This window comes from Streptomyces sp. Q2 (assembly GCF_056820935.1).
Genome location: NZ_JBXEJE010000013.1, coordinates 193,305 through 210,416, shown reverse-complemented (window position 1 = coordinate 210,416; position 17,112 = coordinate 193,305). Strand labels below are relative to the sequence as shown.

Below are 17,112 nucleotides of genomic sequence, written 5' to 3'. Positions count from 1 at the left end.
GGGCGCCCCGCCGATGCCCGCGGCGCCGCCGCCCGGCGGCCGTGCCGGTGGTTACGGCTACCCGCAGCCCGTGGGCGGACAGCGCCCCCCTGCCGCACCCGCTGCCGCTCCCGCGGCCGGCGGCCGCATGCGCCACTGGGTCGAGATCAACGGCAACCGCCATCAGATCTCCCGCGCGACGCTGGTGCTGGGCCGCAGCACCGAGGCAGACGTGCGGATCGACGACCCCGGCGTCTCCCGCCGGCACTGTGAGATCCGGACCGGAACGCCCCCGACGATCCAGGATCTCGGGTCCACCAACGGCATCGTGGTGGACGGGCAGCACACCACCCGCGCTACGCTCCGCGACGGCTCGCGGATCGTCGTGGGCAGTACCACCATCATTTACCGGCAAGCCGAAGGGTGAAGCGGGGGCAATGTCAGAGCTGACCCTCACGGTCATGCGGCTGGGTTTCCTGGCCGTACTGTGGCTGTTCGTGATCGTGGCCGTGCAGGTCATCCGCAGCGACCTGTTCGGAACGCGTGTCACCCAGCGCGGTTCGCGCCGGGAGAGCGGGCGGCAGCAGCAGGCCGCCGCCGCCCGGCAGGCCGCGCCTCCTCAGCAGCGCCAACAAGCGGCCGGCGGCCGCCAGCGTCGTAACGCACCCACCAAACTGGTGGTGACCGAGGGCACACTCACCGGCACCACCGTCGCGCTCCAGGGCCAGACCATCACCCTGGGCCGGGCGCACGACAGCACCATCGTGCTGGACGACGACTACGCCTCCAGCCGCCATGCCAGGATCTACCCGGACCGCGACGGCCAGTGGATCGTCGAGGACCTGGGCTCCACAAACGGCACGTACCTCGACCGAGCGCGGCTGACGACCCCCACACCGATTGCGCCGGGCGCGCCTCTCCGCATCGGCAAGACCGTCATCGAGCTGCGGAAGTAGTGCCACGTCATGAATGAGCGCGAGCGGAGCGAGCACGCAGCGGCGCCCGGCACCCCGGGCCCCGGCGCGCTCCCGACCGGAGGGTGGGCACCGTGCGGATGTACCCGGAGCCGACGGGCGAGGTGCGCATGAGTCTGTCACTGCGCTTCGCCGCCGGATCGCACAAAGGCATGATCCGGGAGGGCAACGAGGACTCCGGATACGCCGGTCCGCGCCTGCTCGCCATCGCCGACGGCATGGGCGGCGCGGCGGCGGGCGAGGTCGCCTCCTCCGAGGCCATCTCCACCATCGTCGCCCTCGACGACGACGTGCCCGGCTCCGACATCCTCACCTCCCTCGGCACCGCCGTACAGCGCGCCAACGACCAGCTGCGCGCGATGGTGGAGGAGGACCCGCAGCTGGAGGGCATGGGCACCACGCTCACCGCACTGCTGTGGACCGGCCAGCGCCTGGGCCTCGTACACGTCGGCGACTCGCGCGCCTACCTGCTGCGCGACGGCGTCCTCACGCAGATCACGCAGGACCACACGTGGGTGCAGCGCCTGGTCGACGAGGGCCGTATCACCGAAGAAGAGGCCACCACCCACCCGCAGCGCTCTTTGCTGATGCGCGCGCTGGGCAGCGGCGAGCACGTCGAGCCCGACCTCTCCATCCGTGAAGTCCGCGCCGGCGACCGCTACCTGATCTGCTCCGACGGTCTGTCCGGGGTCGTGTCCCACCAGACGCTGGAGGACACCCTCGCCAGCTACCAGGGCCCCCAGGAGACCGTGCAGGAGCTGATCCAGCTCGCGCTACGCGGCGGCGGCCCCGACAACATCACGGTCATCATCGCCGACGTCCTCGACCTCGACACCGGGGACACCCTCGCCGGGCAGCTCTCCGACACCCCGGTCGTGGTCGGCGCGGTCGCCGAGAACCAGCTCCAGCTGCACGACAACGGCATCATGCAGACCCCGGCAGGGCGCGCCTCCGGGCTCGGCCGCCAGGTGCCCGGACAGGGCGGCGGCGAGTTCGGCCCGCCCGGCTCCGGCGACACCACCGGCTACATCTCCACGGCCGGCTTCGGCGACTACGGCGACGACGACTTCGTCAAGCCCCGCAAGGGCCGCAGGTGGCTCAAGAGATCCTTCTACATCGCTCTCGCGCTGGCCGTCGTCGGCGGCGGGCTGTACGGCGGCTACCGCTGGACGCAGACGCAGTACTACGTCGGCGCCAACGGCGAACACGTCGCCCTGTACCGGGGCATCAGCCAGGACCTCGCCTGGGTCTCGCTGTCCAAGGTGCACAAGGACCACCCCGAGATCGAACTCAAGTACCTGCCGACGTACATGCAGAAGCAGGTCAAAGCGACGATCACCGAGGGCGGTCTCAAGGACGCCCAGACGAAGATCAACGCCCTGGCGGTCCAGGCGTCCGCGTGCGAGAAGGAAGCCGCGCGTCAGAAGGCCGAGAGCGAGAACAACGCCAAGACCGGCGAAGGCGAGGCCGGCGGCACCACGGGAACCACACCCGCCTCTTGGTCGTCCAAGGCCTCACCGAGCCCGAATCCATCGGCGCCGACCTCGCCCGCCCCGTCCACGACTGCGCCCACGCCCACCCCCGGCCCCAGCCTCTCCGACCAGGAGCAGAAGGTCGTCTCGCAGTGCGACAAGCAGTAGCCGAGCCGTGAGAGGCCCTGTCACACGATGAGCAGTTCTACCAACCCACCGACGCACCACACGTCCACCATCGGTGCCATCGGCACGCCGAGCCGCCGCAACACCGAGCTCGCGCTGCTCGTGTTCGCCGTGGTGATCCCGGTGTTCGCCTACGCCAACGTGGGCCTGGCCATCAACGACGAGGTGCCGCCCGGTCTGCTGGGCTACGGTCTCGGACTCGGCCTGCTCGCGGGCGTCGGCCATCTCGTCGTACGGAAGTTCGCGCCGTACGCGGATCCGCTGATGCTGCCGCTGGCGACGCTGCTGAACGGGCTCGGCCTGGTCGTCATCTGGCGTCTGGACCAGTCGAAGCGGCTCAGCAACTACGCCGAGGCTGCACCGCGCCAGTTGCTGTACTCGGCGATGGGCGTCGCTCTGCTGGTGGCCGTGCTGATCTTCCTCAAGGACCACCGCGTCCTCCAGCGGTACACCTACATCTCCATGGCCGGCGCACTGTTCCTGCTGGTCCTGCCGCTCGTGCCCGGACTCGGCGCGAACATCTACGGCGCCAAGATCTGGATCAAGATCCCCGGCCTCGGCACGCTGCAGCCCGGCGAGTTCGCGAAGATCGCCCTCGCGGTGTTCTTCGCCGGCTACCTCATGGTCAAGAGAGACGCCCTGGCGCTGGCCAGCCGCCGGTTCATGGGGCTCTACCTGCCGCGCGGCCGCGACCTCGGTCCGATTCTCGTCGTCTGGGTGATCTCGATCCTCATCCTGGTCTTCGAGACCGACCTCGGAACATCCCTGCTGTTCTTCGGAATGTTCATCATCATGCTGTACGTCGCCACCGAGCGGACCAGCTGGATCGTCTTCGGTCTGCTGATGTCCGCGGTCGGCGCCGTCGGCGTGGCCAGCTTCGAGCCGCACATCCAGACGCGTGTGCAGGCCTGGCTGGACCCGATGCGCGAGTTCCAGCTCAGCCGCTCCGGGGCCTCTGACGGCATCGTGCACTCCGAGCAGGCCATGCAGGCCCTGTGGGCCTTCGGTTCCGGCGGCACGCTCGGTACCGGCCTCGGGCAGGGCAACTCCGACCTCATCGGCTTCGCCGCCAACTCCGACTTCATCCTCGCCACCTTCGGCGAGGAGTTGGGCCTGGCGGGCGTCATGGCGATCCTGCTGCTCTACGGCCTGATCGTCGAGCGCGGGGTACGCACGGCGCTCGCGGCCCGCGACCCGTTCGGCAAGCTGCTGGCCGTCGGCCTGTCCGGCGCCTTCGCTCTCCAGGTCTTCGTCGTGGCCGGCGGTGTCATGGGCCTCATCCCGCTGACCGGTATGACCCTGCCGTTCGTGGCCTACGGCGGTTCGTCCGTCATCGCCAACTGGGCCCTGATCGGCATCCTGTTGCGCATCAGCGACACCGCACGCCGCCCGGCGCCCGCCCCCGCTCCCAGCCCCGACGCCGAGATGACCCAGGTGGTCCGCCCGTCATGAACAAGCCCCTGCGCCGGATCGCGATCTTCTGTGGACTCCTCGTCCTGTCACTGCTCATCCGCGACAACTGGATCCAGTACGTCCAGGCCGACGAGCTCAAGTCCGACAAGGACAACCGCCGCGTCATCATCGAGCGGTACGCCACCGCACGCGGCGACATCATCGTCGACGGCAAGCCGATCACCGGCTCCAAGGAGACCGCCGGCAGCGACTTCAAGTACAAGCGCACCTACACGAACGGCCCCATGTGGGCGCCCGTCACCGGGTACGCCTCACAGGCCTTCGGGGCCAACCAGCTGGAGAACATCGAGGACGGCATCCTCACCGGCAACGACGACCGGCTGTTCTTCCGCAACACCCTCGACATGTTCACGGGCGACGAGAAGGAGGGTGGCAACGTGGTCACCACCCTCAACGGCGCCGCGCAGAAGGCCGCGTACAACGGCCTGAAGAAGCAGGGCGGCAAGGGTGCCGTCGTGGCCCTCGACCCGTCCACCGGCGCGATCCTGGCGCTGGCGTCCTACCCGTCGTACGACCCCTCCTCGTTCGCCGGCAACTCCACGACGACCGACACCGAGGCGTGGCAGAAGCTGCAGAAGGCGAACAACGACGAGGACCCGATGCTCAACCGCGCCCTGCGCGAGACCTACCCGCCGGGCTCCACGTTCAAGGTCGTCACCGCCGCCGCGGCGCTGGAGAACGGCCTGTACACCTCGGCCGACGAGAAGACCAAGTCGCCGCTGCCCTGGACCATGCCGGGCACCACGACCGTGCTGCCGAACGAGGGCAACATCCCCTGCGAGAACGCCTCGCTGCGGGTCGCCCTCCAGTACTCCTGCAACACCGTGTTCGGCAAGGTCGGTTCCGACCTCGGCAACGACAAGATGCTCGCGGAGGCCAAGAAGTTCGGCTTCGACGAGGAGCACTTCACGCCGATCCGTTCCAGCGCCTCGGTCTTCTCCGACAACATGAACCCGTCGCAGACCGCGCTGTCCTCCATCGGCCAGTTCAACACCGCCGCCACCCCGCTGCAGATGGCCATGGTCGCCTCGGCGGTCGCCAACGACGGTGCCCTGATGAAGCCGTACATGGTCGACGAACTCCAGGCGCCGAGCCTCGATCCCATCGAGAAGACCGAGCCGGAGAAGCTGAGCCAGCCGCTGTCGGCGAAGAACGCCCAGATCCTCCAGGACATGATGCAGACCGTCGTCAAGGACGGCACCGGCAAGAACGCGCAGATCGACGGCGTCACGGTCGGCGGCAAGACCGGTACCGCCCAGCACGGCGTCGACAACAGTGAGAAGCCTTACGCCTGGTTCCTCTCGTACGCCAAGCTCGCCGACGGCAGCTCGCCGGTCGCCGTGGCCGTGGTCGTCGAGGACGACAGTGCCGTCCGTGACGACATCTCCGGTGGTGGCCTCGCGGCGCCCATCGCGAAGAACGTGATGGAGGCGGTCATCAAGAGCAAGCAGTGACCCAGATCACGTCCCCCTCACATCGGTGCACGTTGCGATACCGGTCCTGTATCGGGTGACGGGCTTGGCCAGGTCACACACGGCCATCCGGGTACGGTAGGCCCGGACGGCAGCCACCCGACCGCACTGATGTGCCGGTCGGGACCGACGGAGAGGGCTGGTAGGAAGCTATGGAAGAGCCGCGTCGCCTCGGCGGCCGGTACGAGCTGGGCCAGGTGCTCGGCCGTGGTGGCATGGCGGAGGTCTACCTCGCACATGACACCCGGCTCGGCCGCACCGTGGCGGTGAAGACGCTGCGCGCGGATCTCGCGCGCGACCCGTCCTTCCAGGCCCGGTTCCGCCGGGAGGCCCAGTCGGCCGCCTCGCTCAACCATCCCGCGATCGTCGCGGTCTACGACACGGGCGAGGACTACATCGACGGGGTCTCGATCCCGTACATCGTCATGGAGTACGTCGACGGCTCCACCCTCCGTGAGCTTCTCCACAGCGGCCGCAGGCTGCTGCCGGAGCGCACGCTGGAGATGACCATCGGCATCCTGCAGGCCCTGGAGTACTCCCACCGGGCCGGCATCGTCCACCGCGACATCAAGCCCGCCAACGTCATGCTGACGCGCAACGGCCAGGTCAAGGTGATGGACTTCGGCATCGCCCGCGCCATGGGCGACTCCGGCATGACGATGACGCAGACGTCCGCTGTCATCGGCACCGCCCAGTACCTCTCCCCGGAGCAGGCCAAGGGCGAGCAGGTGGACGCGCGGTCCGACCTCTACTCCACGGGCTGTCTGCTCTACGAGCTCCTGACGGTCCGGCCGCCCTTCGTGGGCGACTCCCCGGTGGCTGTCGCGTACCAGCACGTACGGGAGGAGCCCCAGGCCCCGTCCGTGTTCGATCCCGAGCTCACGCCCGAGATGGACGCCATCGTCCTGAAGGCGCTGGTCAAGGACCCGGACTACCGCTACCAGTCCGCCGACGAGATGCGCGTCGACATCGAGGCCTGCCTCGACGGCCAGCCGGTCGCGGCCACCGCCGCGATGGGCTCCGTCGGCTACGGCGGCTACCCCGACGACCAGCCGACGACGGCCCTGCGTGCCGACGCGGGCGCCACGGCCATGCTGCCGCCCATGAACCCGGACGACGGCGGCTACGGCTACGACGACCGTCCCGACCGGCGCCGCCAGAAGAAGTCGAACACCTCGACGATCCTCCTGGTCGTGGCCGGTGTCCTGGTGCTGGTCGGCGCGATTCTCATCGGCAAGTGGATCTTCGACGGCAGCAGTGCGGGCAACGAGCAGGTGGCCGTGCCCTCCCTCATCGGCCAGACCGAAGAAGACGCCAAGAAGCAGTTGACCAACAGCGACCTGGTGGTGGGGACGATCACGCCGAAGGCCTGCGAGGCGCAGACCAAGGGCAATATCTGCGAACAGGACCCCGCCCCCCAGACCAAGGTCGACAAGAAGACGGCCGTCAACCTGGTCGTCTCGACCGGCGCGCCGAAGGTCACCGTCCCGAGCGTCATCGGCCTGACCCTCGACGAGGCCAAGGACCAACTCACCGGCGACGACTACGAGTTCACGGTCAAGACGGAGACCCGGGTGTCCTCGGACGACCCCGGATCCGTTCTCGACCAGGACCCGGTCAAGGGCGAGGAAGTGGAGAAGGGCTCCACGATCACCCTGACCATCGCCAAGGCCGAGGAGAAGGCCACGGTCCCGGACGTCCTGGGCAAGACCTGCGACGAGGCCAAGGCCCAGATGACGGCCAACAACCTGGTCGGCAACTGCACCGACGTCGAAACCGACGACGTGAACCAGATCGGCAAGGTCATCCAGACCACGCCGTCGGCCGGCACCCAGGCCAACAAGAACTCGTCGGTCAACATCCAGGTCGGCAAGGCGGCGGACAAGACGGAGGTCCCGAACGTCGTCGGCCAGACCGTGGGGCAGGCCAAGCAGATCCTCAACGCGGCCGGCTTCTCGAACATCCAGTTCGCCAACGGCAGCGACCAGAGTGATACCGCGTTCGTGCAGCAGCAGGACCCGGGTGCGGGCAACGAGGTCGACGACCCCGCCGGTACCCAGATCACCCTGACGACCATCGGCGTCGGCAACAACGGCGGCAACGGCAACGGCGGCAATGACGACGGCGGCTTCTTCGGCGGCGCCACCGGAACGGCGGCCCGCACCGAGGACTGACACTGACCCCCTCCGCCCGGTACGAACGAAGCCCCGGCCCCCTCACCAAGGAGGGGGCCGGGGCTTCGATCTTCTCTTCGCCTGTCGGGCTCAGCGCAGCTACTTCGACGGCATACCTGGACCAGCCGATCCACACGGGGGCCAGAGGGGGACGAATCGCGGCGAGCGGTGGTGACGAGTTGGGCAGCGGCGGAGAACAGTCGCAGGCGGCGGGCTCCGCACCGAACTCGTGCTGCCCCGGCGCACGATCTGCTGCAGCCGCTGCCCCTCCTGGTCAGTCAATCTGCGCGCACGGACAGGCTCGGCCACCGCGCCTCCAGCGGTCGGAACGGACGTCACCGCACATCCAGCCGCCACGACGGCCAACCCGGCGAACCAATGCGGTCAGAGCACTAGCGGGACGAACTCACCGGCTTGGCGTCGAGCTCTGCCCTGGCCGTACGGCCTCACCGCGAGCGGAAGGGCAGAGCATGATCAAAGAATCGGCACTGCTGGAATCGAAGACCCCGCGCGACAGCGTGCTGGAACGCACGGAAGTACTCGACAGAGTCAAAGCACTGTCGCTGCCGCCGGACGGGATGCACGTGACTACGGCGATGGTGGCGGCCTATTTCGAAGTGGGCCGCAAGGCGATCGAGTCCCTGGTACTCGATCACCGGCAAGAACTGACGGCCAGCGGGTACCGCGTATTGGCAGGTACAGAACTGGCCTCCTTGAAGGAGGTCAGTGGGATCCAGCGCGCTCTCGATCCCTCGCACTGTACCCACGCCGTGCCATCCTCAACGTCGCCATGCTGCTCCGGGACAGCGAAGTCGCACGTCAGGTGCGTGTGTACCTCCTGGACATGGAGCACGCGGCGCGTACGCAGCCTGTGAACAACTCCGTCCACACCGGTGATGTATCCCTCGACGACCGCATCGACCAGCGCCTCACCCACATCCTGGGCAGGACGGTCGTCCCGATGTTCAACGCCCTGATCGAAACGTCCGGTGAACACCGCAGGGAGTTGATCGCCCTACGGGCAGGAGTCCAGCGCATTGAACGACGGCTCCACCAGCACCACACACGGCTGCAAAGGCTCGAAGGGACACGCGAGGATCGGCCCGCCGTCGGAGTCATGGCCGTCATGGACGCAAGGAACGGCCGCAGGTTCGAGCACCACGTCGCCGAACTGCTGCGCTGCGACGGGTGCCCAACATCATCGCGCTCACGGCCGACGGGCGGCGCCTCGTCGCGCAGTGCAAGAGGTTCGCGCCCTACCTCTCCATCACCAGCTCCGACGTCCAGAAGTTTGTCGGGTCAACCAAGGTTTTGTACGCCGCGGAAGTGGCCCTCTTCGTGGCGACATGCCCCTTCACCCCTGATGCCCTGAGCATCGCCGCCGAAGGCGGCATCACCGCCGTACACCGTGGACTGTTGGAGCAGTGGAGCGCAGGAGAACCACTGAACGTGCTGGAGTAGGCGCGGAGTGATATACGGAGGCCCGAAGCCGCAGGGGTTAGTTGCGCTTCGGGCCTTCGCCATGCCAGGGGACTAGCCCTCCCAAAGGGGCCTGTCAGCTCAGTCCAGTTCCTTCGGCGGCGTCCGGTCGTTGTTCACCGCGTCCACCCGCACCAGCTCGCCCCAGACGACGTACCGGTACTCGGACGTGAACACCGGCGTGCACGTCGTCAGGGTGATGTAGTGGCCCGCCTTCTTCTTGCCGGACTCCTTGGGGACCGCCGACAGGACCTTGACGTTGTACTTCGAGGTCTCCGGAAGGATCGCGTAGACCTTGTAGACGTACCACTCGTCCTTCGTCTCGAAGACGATCGGGTCGCCCTTCTTGAGCTTGTCGATGTTGTGGAACTTCGCGCCGTGGCCGTCGCGGTGGGCGGCGNTGTAGACGTACCACTCGTCCTTCGTCTCGAAGACGATCGGGTCGCCCTTCTTGAGCTTGTCGATGTTGTGGAACTTCGCGCCGTGGCCGTCGCGGTGGGCGGCGAGGGTGAAGTTGCCCTTCTTCCCGGAGGTGGGGAGCGTCGCCTTGGACGGGTCGGTGTAGTAGCCGGCCACGCCGTCGTTGAGAATCTTGGAGGAGGTGCCCTTCTCGACCAGGACCTCGCCGTTCTTCATCGCCGGCACGTGCAGGAAACCGATGCCGGCCCCGGTGCTGAAGGCGCTGGGACCGGTGTCCTTCTGGGCGGCCCAGTTGTCGCGGACCTTGTCGCCCTGCTGGTCCGCCTTGCGGTCGGCAAGGACGTTCGTCCACCACAGGGAGTAGACGACGAAGAGGCCGAGGATCAGACCCGCGGTGATCAGGAGTTCGCCGAAGACACTGACCGCCATGGCGATCCGGCCGGGGCCGCGGCGACGCGGTGCGGGCGCGGATCCGGACGTGCCGGTCTGTTCTGCGGTGCCGTCGGTGGTCGCTGCCACTTGTCATCTGCCCTTACTCGACGAGCGCATCCGGCTTGCCCTTGCTGCGCGACCGTTCCTCGACCATCTTGCCCCAGACGATCAACCGGTACTTGCTGGTGAACTCCGGGGTGCACGTGGTGAGGGTGATGTAGCGACCCGCCGTCGTGAACCCCGACCCCGGCGGAACGGGATTCAGCACGCTGGTGTTGCTCGGCGACGTCACCGGCAGGATCGAGGCCATCTTGTAGACGAAGTACTTGTCCTGCGTCTCCACCACGATCGCGTCGCCCTGCTGGAGTCTGTTGATGTACCGGAACGGCTCACCGTGCGTGTTGCGGTGACCCGCCAGCCCGAAGTTGCCGGTCTTCGCGTCGGGCATCGCCGTCTTCAGCGGATCCTCGCCGTAGTGGCCGACCATGCCGCGGTCCAGCACCTTCTTGTTGCTGACGCCCTCCGCGATCGGCACCACCACGTCCAGCTTCGGAATGTGCAGGATGGCGAAGCCCTGCCCCGGCGAGAACGCCCCGGGGTTGCGCTTGCCGTTCGCCCAGTCGTCCTGGAGGCTGCTCGTCTCCTTGTCCGCCTGCGCATGCGCCCGGACGTTCGTCCACCACAGCTGGTAGGTGACGAACAGCAGCATGAGGACGCCGGTGGTGATGAACACCTCACCGATCGCCCGGCTCGCGACGACGGCCGCGCCCGGCTTGCGTGCCCGTGCCTGCCGCCGGGCCTCCACCCGGGAGAGCGGCCTGCCCTCGTCGGGAGACTCCGGCGACTCCGCCGAGTTCTCGGAAGCGCCTCCATGACGCCCATGGCGCCCCTTGGCGGCCTTTCTCCGGGCCGCACGCCCGCCCGTGGGGGATCCTGTGGCGGACGAGGCGGATGAGGCGCCAGAAGCGAATGTGGACTCGCTGCCGAGCGGACGCGTCGGGGGCTCGGGTATCCGCAGCGCCACCGTCTCGTCGTCGAGGGGCCGTTCGTAGGACACCTCGTTGCCGAGGGGCGGTTCGTACGGCGCCTCGTCGCCGAGGGGTGGTTCGTACGGCACCGAGTCGTACGACTCGTACGGCACCCCTCCGTACGAGTCCTCGCGCTCGGGGCGCAGCGCGGTCACGCCGTGGCCCTGCCCACCACCGGGGCGAGCCCCGCCGACCTCGCCACCGCGCCCTGGTCCCCGCACTCGACCAGCCAGTTGGCCAGCATCCGGTGCCCGTGCTCCGTCAGGACCGACTCGGGGTGGAACTGCACACCTTCGACGGGCAGCTCCCGGTGGCGCAGGCCCATGATGATGCCGTCGTGGGTACGGGCCGTGACCTCGAGCTCGGCCGGAACCGTGGCCGGCTCGGCGGCCAGCGAGTGGTACCGGGTCGCCGTGAAGGGCGTCGGGAGTCCGGCGAAGACGCCTGAGCCCTCGTGCTCGACCAGCGAGGTCTTGCCGTGCAGCAGCTCGGGCGCACGGTCCACGACACCGCCGTACGCCACCTGCATCGACTGCATGCCCAGGCACACGCCGAAGACGGGAACGCCGGTCGACGCGCAGTGGCGGACCATGTCGATGCAGACCCCGGCCTCCTCGGGCGTCCCCGGGCCGGGCGACAGCAGCACGCCGTCGAAGCCGTCCTGGGCGTGCGCCGTCGACACCTCATCGTTGCGCAGCACCTCGCACTCGGCACCCAGCTGGTACAGGTACTGGACCAGGTTGAAGACGAAGCTGTCGTAGTTGTCGACGACGAGAATCCGCGCGCTCACTGGTTGTCCACCGTCACATCGTTGAAGGGCAGCAGCGGTTCGGCCCACGGGAAGACGTACTGGAAAAGGACGTAGACCACAGCAACGACCAGCACGAGTGAGATGAGCACCTTCAACCAGGCGTTCCCCGGCAGATGCCGCCAGATAAAGCTGTACATGCCGTCCCTTCTGTCGCACCACGGCACCAGACTCACGCCGTACCGCACCAGACTAACGGCGCAGGGCCGGTGGTTTCCCTGCCTCCACAGGCTGTGTGGAGTCCAGATGCGCCCAGGCGATCAGCCGGTGGCTGTGCCCCCACTCCGGATCGCACGTGGTCAGGGTGAGGTAGCGGCCCGGACGTGTATACCCCGACTTACGTGGCAAAGGGTCGATCACCTCGACGTCCGAGGGCACGGTTTTGTATGGGCCTTTGTCGATCCGATACGTGAACCAGGTCGCCCCGTCCGTCAGCACCACCGCGTCGCCCCGTCGCAGCCTGGGAAAGTCCTTGAAGGGGTCGCCGTAGGTCCGCCGATGGCCCGCGACCGCGAAGTTGCCCCGCTGCCCGAGCTGCGCGGTCCCCGCGTAGTGCCCGAGACCCTTCTTCAGGGTGTTGGTCGCGGTGTTCTCCAGCACGGGCTTGTTCCACGTGAAACCAAGCCGCGGAATGTACATGATCGCGAACGGCCGTCCCGCCGTGTACGCCGCCGGCTCGGGCGGACTCTCGGAACCTCCCGCCGTCGCCGTGGGCCGCACGGGCTCCCGCGACCACTGCTCCTGTAACAGGTCGATCTGGTCGTCCATCACGTGGTCGGCCTTCACACCCGTCCAGAACAGCACATAGACGACGAACAGGACTATCAGGGCGCCGACGGTGACGCACAACTCACTGACGGTCCTGATCACCACGCGCACCGGCAGCTCCTGGGGGCCTACTCGGGACTCACTCCACGGGCTTCGCATACTGCAGATCCACTGTGCCCGAGTAGCCGGGCAGAGTCACCGCCCCGTCCTCTTCGACTTTCCATCCGAGGCCATAGACGTTGACGTACACCATGTAGTTCTGGATCGCCGGGCTCTCCGCCAGTGCTTTCTGCAGCGTGTCCGGGTCCCCGACCGCCGTGATCTTGTACGGCGGTGAGTAGACCCGCCCCTGCAGGATCAGCGTGTTGCCCACGCAGCGTACGGCGCTGGTCGAGATCAGCCGCTGGTCCATGACCTTGATGCCCTTGGCCCCGCCCCGCCACAGGGCGTTCACCACGGCCTGGAGGTCCTGCTGGTGGATGACCAGGTAGTCGGGCTGCGGCTCGGGATAGCCGGGCAGCTTGGCCGTCGCGTTGGGCGGGGCGTCGTTGAGCGTGACCGAGACCGCCTTGCCCGAGAGCTTCTGCGTGCCCGCGTTCTCCTCCAGGGCCGCGAGCTTGTCGTCCTCGGCCTTGGTACTGCCGTCGTCGCGCTCGGCGAGCGACTCGATGTCGCGACGCAGGACACCGTTGGACTCGTCCAGCTCGCCGTTCTTGCGGCTGCGGTCGTGGATGAGGTCGGACAGCTTCAGCAGGGACGTGTCCGTCCGGATGTTGGTGCCCTTGGCCGTGTTGAAGCTCGTGAAGAAAATGAGCCCCGCGAGAGCGAAGACGGCCGCTGTCAGCACCCGCACGGGCCGGAAACGTCGCCGGCCCGCCGGGCTGGATCCCGTCCCGGGAAAGTCGGCAGAATTGCTCAACGTACCCTTATCTCCTTCGGCGGCGCGGAAGCACTACGCTAACGGACGCCCGGGGGAGCACTAAGTGTCCCCTTGTACGCTGCCCCGGAGCCCGCCCCCGTTACCTGCGCGGCCACAGCGCATCGACAGGAGAGACCCTCGTGCCGAAGTCACGTATCCGCAAGAAGGCCGACTACACGCCGCCCCCGGCGAAGCAGGCGACCGCCATCAAGCTGACCAGCCGCTCCTGGGTCGCACCCGTGATGCTGGCCATGTTCCTCATCGGTTTGGCCTGGATCGTCGTCTTCTACGTGACCGACGGTTCGCTGCCGATCGACTCGCTGGACAACTGGAACATCGTGGTCGGCTTCGGCTTCATCGCCGCCGGATTCGGTGTCTCCACGCAGTGGAAGTAGCTCTGCCCAGGGGTATCCGCTGAGTTATCCACAGCCTGGTGCAAATTTCCACAGCTCGCTGGGGAAAAGACGACGATCTGTGGATAACCCATCGGGCGTTGACGCCGGTACGACTGACACACCGGTATCCGAAACCCTGTTCGCCCCCTGCCTGACCTGCGGAAACTCCGGTCAGCGACAGGGGGCACAGCTGTTCCCGCACGGTATGCACAGGACTCGCCACTCGCTGTGGACAACAGCCGCTCAGCTGCGGGAACGCGCGGTTCAGCCGAGCTGTGCGGTCCTCACGAGTGTCATGAGCACGATTACCGCTAGGACCAGCGCGCAGGTGCCGTACTGGACCAGGGCTCGGCGCTCGCGCGGCGCGTGGACCATGGCGTAGCCGGTGATGAGGCCGGCCACAAGACCGCCGATGTGGGCCTGCCAGGAGATGTTGAAGCCCGGGTTGAACGTGAAGATGAGGTTGATCACCAGCAGGGCGATGATCGGCCGCAGGTCGTAGTTGAGGCGGCGCATGAGGACCGCGGTGGCGCCGAAGAGGCCGAAGATGGCCCCGGAGGCGCCGAGGGTGGCCGTGGTCGGGGAGGCGAGCAGATAGGCGAGCGCGCTGCCGGCGAGGCCCGAGACGAAGTAGACGGCGAGGTAGCGGGCTCGGCCGAGGGCGGCTTCCAGGGGGCCTCCCAGGAACCACAGACTGAGCATGTTGAAGCCGATGTGCCACACCTCGTTGTGCGTGAACATCGAGGTGACCAGGCGGTACCACTCACCGCCGGCGACGCCTTCGGTGGGCGCGAAGGGGGCGGGCGGCCAGGCGCCGATGAGGACCAGGTCGTTCAGCAGGGCGGACCGGACGTGGACCGCGATGAACACCGCGACGTTGATGCCGACCAGGATCTTGGTGAGCAGGCGGGGGTCGGCGACGATCGTGCCGCCGGCGAGGGTGCGCGGCTGGGTGGCGGTGGGGGCGTGGCCGGTGCCGGAGCCGCCGCGGACGCAGTCGGGGCACTGGAAGCCGACGGAGGCGCTGACCATGCACTCGGGGCAGATGGGCCGTTCGCAGCGGATACAGCGAATTCCGGTCTCGCGGTCCGGGTGCCGGTAGCAGCCGGGCAGGCTCTGGGCACCCTGCGAGCTGCTTGCCGCCTGGTCCATGACATCCCCTAAGTCGTCGTACACACATGCACCGCCCCGCTCATCCTTACGGACGAGCGGGGCGATTGGTTCCCTTCGCGCAGGCCGGAGAGATCTCGGCTCAGCCTTCGCGGGTCTCGATGACGACCGACTCGATGACGATGTCGTTGACCGGCCGGTCGTTGGGGCGGGTCGTCGGAACGGCCGCGATGGCGTCCACGACCTTCTGGCTGGCCGGGTCGGTGATCTCGCCGAAGATGGTGTGCTTGCGGTTCAGCCAGGCCGTCGGGGAAACGGTGACGAAGAACTGCGAGCCGTTGGTACCCGGGCCGGCGTTGGCCATGGCCAGCAGGTAGGGCTTGTTGAAGGAGAGGTCGGGGTGGAACTCGTCCTCGAACTCGTAGCCCGGGCCACCGATGCCGGTGCCCAGCGGGTCGCCGCCCTGGATCATGAAGCCGCTGATGACGCGGTGGAAGATCGTGCCGTCGTAGAGCCTCTTGGTGGACTTCTCGCCGGTGGCGGGGTGGGTCCACTCGCGCTCGCCCTGGGCGAGCTCGACGAAGTTACGGACCGTCTTGGGGGCGTGGTTCGGCAGAAGCCGGACGTGGATGTCCCCGTGGTTCGTCTTCAGGGTGGCGTAAAGCTGCTCGGCCACGATGTGCCTTCCGTTGTCCTTCTGTGCCCTTCCGATCCTTGCACGGTTCGTGCCGTGCGTCGCCCGGCACCCTCCCGGGGACCGGGTGTTCGGCGGATTCACCGACAGAAATCCGGTCGCGTGGTCACGGGGCGGGGGCGCAGCGCGGCGATCCGTGGCATTGTCGACGACAAGCTCCCGTTGCCCTGTATTCATCCGCTATTGCACGTGATCAGTTCCTGAGAAGTTCTTGATCGCAGATGCTCCGGAGTCTGTGGCTGTGACCCGGATGCCCGCCCTACACATGCCTCGGGGCTCCCCGACAGGCATGATCCGTAAAAGGGTGGAAAGTCGAAATACCATACGCCACCGAGGAGGAGGAACCCGTGACCCGCATCGACAGCGTGCGCGCCGCGACCGGCTCGGCGAAGGACAGCGTGCTGCACGCCGCGGAAGTGGTGGCGCCCTACGCCGACACGGCCAAGGACAGGGCCTCGCACTACGCGCAAGAGGCACGCGTACGGCTCGCGCCGAAGGTGTCGCAGGCCGCCGAACAGGCTCGTGTCCAGTACGACGCCCATCTCGCGCCGCGTCTGGAGTCCGCCCGTTCGCAGGCTCTCGCACATGTCCCGCCGAAGGTCGACCAGGCCGCCCACGAGGCCGCGACCCGTACCCGTAAGGCGGCCAAGCAGGCCGCCGACTATTCCCGGCCGAGGATCGAGCAGGCGGTGGCCGTGACGGGCCCCGTCCGCGACGAGGCCGCAGCCCGTAGCGCGGCCGCGTTGGCAGCTCTGCGGGGTCAGGTCTCGCCGAAGGACATCCGGAAGCTGGTCCGCAAGCATGAGCGGCGGGCACGGGCCGGCCGGCTCGCCAAGGCGCTGGCGGTGGCGGGCCTCGTCGCCGGCGGCGCCTTCGCCGCATGGAAATGGTGGGACAAGCAGGCCAACCCGGACTGGCTGGTCGAGCCGCCCGCCGCGACAGAGGTTCCGGAGTCGAGCCGCCTGACCTCGGTCGACGGCAGCGGCCAGGCCGTACTCGACCCGGAGGTACAGGCCAAGCAGGCCGAGGAGGAGGCTGCACACCGCGACGACCGCGGCTGAGCAAAATCGTGGTGTGGGGGCGGAAGGCCATGGGTCTTCCGCCCCCATTGCGGTCTGCCGGTGGGCCCGGGCTGCGCCTGTTTCACGTGAAACGCCGCCCGTGGTACCGCAGGCCTGGCCCGGTCATGAGAAAAATGCCCTGTGAACTGCGTTTCCGCAGTTCACAGGGCATTTCCTGTGTGGAGCCTAGGGGAGTCGAACCCCTGACATCTGCCATGCAAAGACAGCGCTCTACCAACTGAGCTAAGGCCCCGGAAGATGGCCGACC

The 17,112-nt window shown here is 67.8% G+C and carries 18 protein-coding genes and 1 tRNA gene; 10 read left to right on the top strand and 9 right to left on the bottom strand.

The genetic code is table 11. The features are described 5' to 3' along the window. The 8 genes from ACWBNA_RS16880 to ACWBNA_RS16845 form a co-directional block, all read left to right on the top strand. On the top strand, positions 1 to 406 hold a 406-nt coding region (locus ACWBNA_RS16880; RefSeq protein ID WP_482705148.1), incomplete at its 5' end, for an FHA domain-containing protein. A gap of 10 nt (positions 407 to 416) precedes the next feature. Further along, positions 417 to 935 (top strand): FHA domain-containing protein FhaB/FipA, encoded by a 519-nt coding sequence (locus tag ACWBNA_RS16875; RefSeq protein WP_482705147.1) that lies wholly within the window; start codon positions 417 to 419, stop codon positions 933 to 935. A 98-nt stretch (positions 936 to 1,033) separates the two neighbouring features. Beyond that, positions 1,034 to 2,593 carry a Stp1/IreP family PP2C-type Ser/Thr phosphatase gene (locus ACWBNA_RS16870; RefSeq protein ID WP_482705157.1) on the top strand — a complete coding sequence of 520 codons (1,560 nt, stop codon included), beginning with the start codon at positions 1,034 to 1,036 and terminating at the stop codon, positions 2,591 to 2,593. Positions 2,594 to 2,620: 27 nt separating this feature from the next. After that, positions 2,621 to 4,063, top strand: a complete 1,443-nt coding sequence (locus ACWBNA_RS16865; RefSeq protein WP_482705146.1) for an FtsW/RodA/SpoVE family cell cycle protein — start codon at positions 2,621 to 2,623, stop codon at positions 4,061 to 4,063. Further along, positions 4,060 to 5,538, top strand: a complete 1,479-nt coding sequence (locus ACWBNA_RS16860; protein WP_482705145.1) for a peptidoglycan D,D-transpeptidase FtsI family protein — start codon at positions 4,060 to 4,062, stop codon at positions 5,536 to 5,538. Before ACWBNA_RS16865 ends, ACWBNA_RS16860 begins: the two co-directional genes overlap by 4 nt. 170 nt (positions 5,539 to 5,708) lie before the next feature. Continuing rightward, positions 5,709 to 7,730: a Stk1 family PASTA domain-containing Ser/Thr kinase gene (pknB, locus tag ACWBNA_RS16855; protein ID WP_482705144.1), complete on the top strand. Its 2,022-nt coding sequence runs from the start codon at positions 5,709 to 5,711 to the stop codon at positions 7,728 to 7,730. Between the two features lie 470 nt (positions 7,731 to 8,200). Beyond that, on the top strand, positions 8,201 to 8,605 hold the full coding sequence (locus ACWBNA_RS16850) for a hypothetical protein (protein WP_482705143.1): 405 nt from the start codon (positions 8,201 to 8,203) through the stop codon (positions 8,603 to 8,605). Positions 8,606 to 8,918: 313 nt separating this feature from the next. Beyond that, positions 8,919 to 9,191 (top strand): restriction endonuclease, encoded by a 273-nt coding sequence (locus ACWBNA_RS16845; RefSeq protein WP_482705142.1) that lies wholly within the window; start codon positions 8,919 to 8,921, stop codon positions 9,189 to 9,191. 99 nt (positions 9,192 to 9,290) lie between these two features. On the opposite strand, the gene ACWBNA_RS16840 is transcribed toward ACWBNA_RS16845, so the two are convergent. Genes ACWBNA_RS16840 through ACWBNA_RS16815 form a run of 6 tightly spaced genes read right to left on the bottom strand, consistent with a single transcriptional unit; the run spans position 9,291 to position 13,584 of the window. Next, on the bottom strand, positions 9,291 to 10,148 hold the full coding sequence (locus ACWBNA_RS16840) for a class E sortase (protein WP_482705141.1): 858 nt from the start codon (positions 10,146 to 10,148) through the stop codon (positions 9,291 to 9,293). Between the two features lie 13 nt (positions 10,149 to 10,161). Next, the gene (locus tag ACWBNA_RS16835; RefSeq protein WP_482705140.1) at positions 10,162 to 11,244 is read right to left on the bottom strand and encodes a class E sortase; all 1,083 of its coding nucleotides are present in this window, start codon (positions 11,242 to 11,244) and stop codon (positions 10,162 to 10,164) included. Further along, complete coding sequence (locus ACWBNA_RS16830) at positions 11,241 to 11,879, bottom strand: aminodeoxychorismate/anthranilate synthase component II (RefSeq protein WP_383862221.1); 639 nt, start codon at positions 11,877 to 11,879, stop codon at positions 11,241 to 11,243. Before ACWBNA_RS16830 ends, ACWBNA_RS16835 begins: the two co-directional genes overlap by 4 nt. Further along, positions 11,876 to 12,037 (bottom strand): hypothetical protein, encoded by a 162-nt coding sequence (locus ACWBNA_RS16825; RefSeq protein ID WP_482705137.1) that lies wholly within the window; start codon positions 12,035 to 12,037, stop codon positions 11,876 to 11,878. Before ACWBNA_RS16825 ends, ACWBNA_RS16830 begins: the two co-directional genes overlap by 4 nt. A 52-nt stretch (positions 12,038 to 12,089) precedes the next feature. Then, entirely contained in the window at positions 12,090 to 12,776 is a 687-nt protein-coding gene (locus ACWBNA_RS16820) for a class E sortase (RefSeq protein WP_482705136.1), read from the bottom strand. A 28-nt stretch (positions 12,777 to 12,804) separates the two neighbouring features. Then, a complete protein-coding gene (locus tag ACWBNA_RS16815) occupies positions 12,805 to 13,584 on the bottom strand; it encodes a DUF881 domain-containing protein (protein ID WP_482705135.1) in 780 nt (259 codons plus the stop codon). Positions 13,585 to 13,724: 140 nt separating this feature from the next. On the opposite strand from ACWBNA_RS16815, the gene crgA reads away from it, so the two are divergent. Further along, the gene (gene crgA, locus ACWBNA_RS16810) at positions 13,725 to 13,979 is read left to right on the top strand and encodes a cell division protein CrgA (RefSeq protein WP_266436626.1); all 255 of its coding nucleotides are present in this window, start codon (positions 13,725 to 13,727) and stop codon (positions 13,977 to 13,979) included. Positions 13,980 to 14,243: 264 nt separating this feature from the next. Here the strand turns inward: crgA and ACWBNA_RS16805 are convergent, their stop codons facing one another. Continuing rightward, the gene (locus ACWBNA_RS16805) at positions 14,244 to 15,131 is read right to left on the bottom strand and encodes a rhomboid family intramembrane serine protease (RefSeq protein ID WP_482705134.1); all 888 of its coding nucleotides are present in this window, start codon (positions 15,129 to 15,131) and stop codon (positions 14,244 to 14,246) included. Between the two features lie 100 nt (positions 15,132 to 15,231). Then, entirely contained in the window at positions 15,232 to 15,765 is a 534-nt protein-coding gene (locus tag ACWBNA_RS16800) for a peptidylprolyl isomerase (protein WP_482705133.1), read from the bottom strand. Positions 15,766 to 16,130: 365 nt separating this feature from the next. On the opposite strand from ACWBNA_RS16800, the gene ACWBNA_RS16795 reads away from it, so the two are divergent. Further along, complete coding sequence (locus tag ACWBNA_RS16795) at positions 16,131 to 16,844, top strand: DUF5324 family protein (protein WP_482705132.1); 714 nt, start codon at positions 16,131 to 16,133, stop codon at positions 16,842 to 16,844. A 180-nt stretch (positions 16,845 to 17,024) separates the two neighbouring features. Here ACWBNA_RS16795 and ACWBNA_RS16790 read toward each other — a convergent pair. Then, positions 17,025 to 17,097 (bottom strand) — tRNA-Ala (locus ACWBNA_RS16790). Between the last annotated feature and the right edge of the window lie 15 nt (positions 17,098 to 17,112).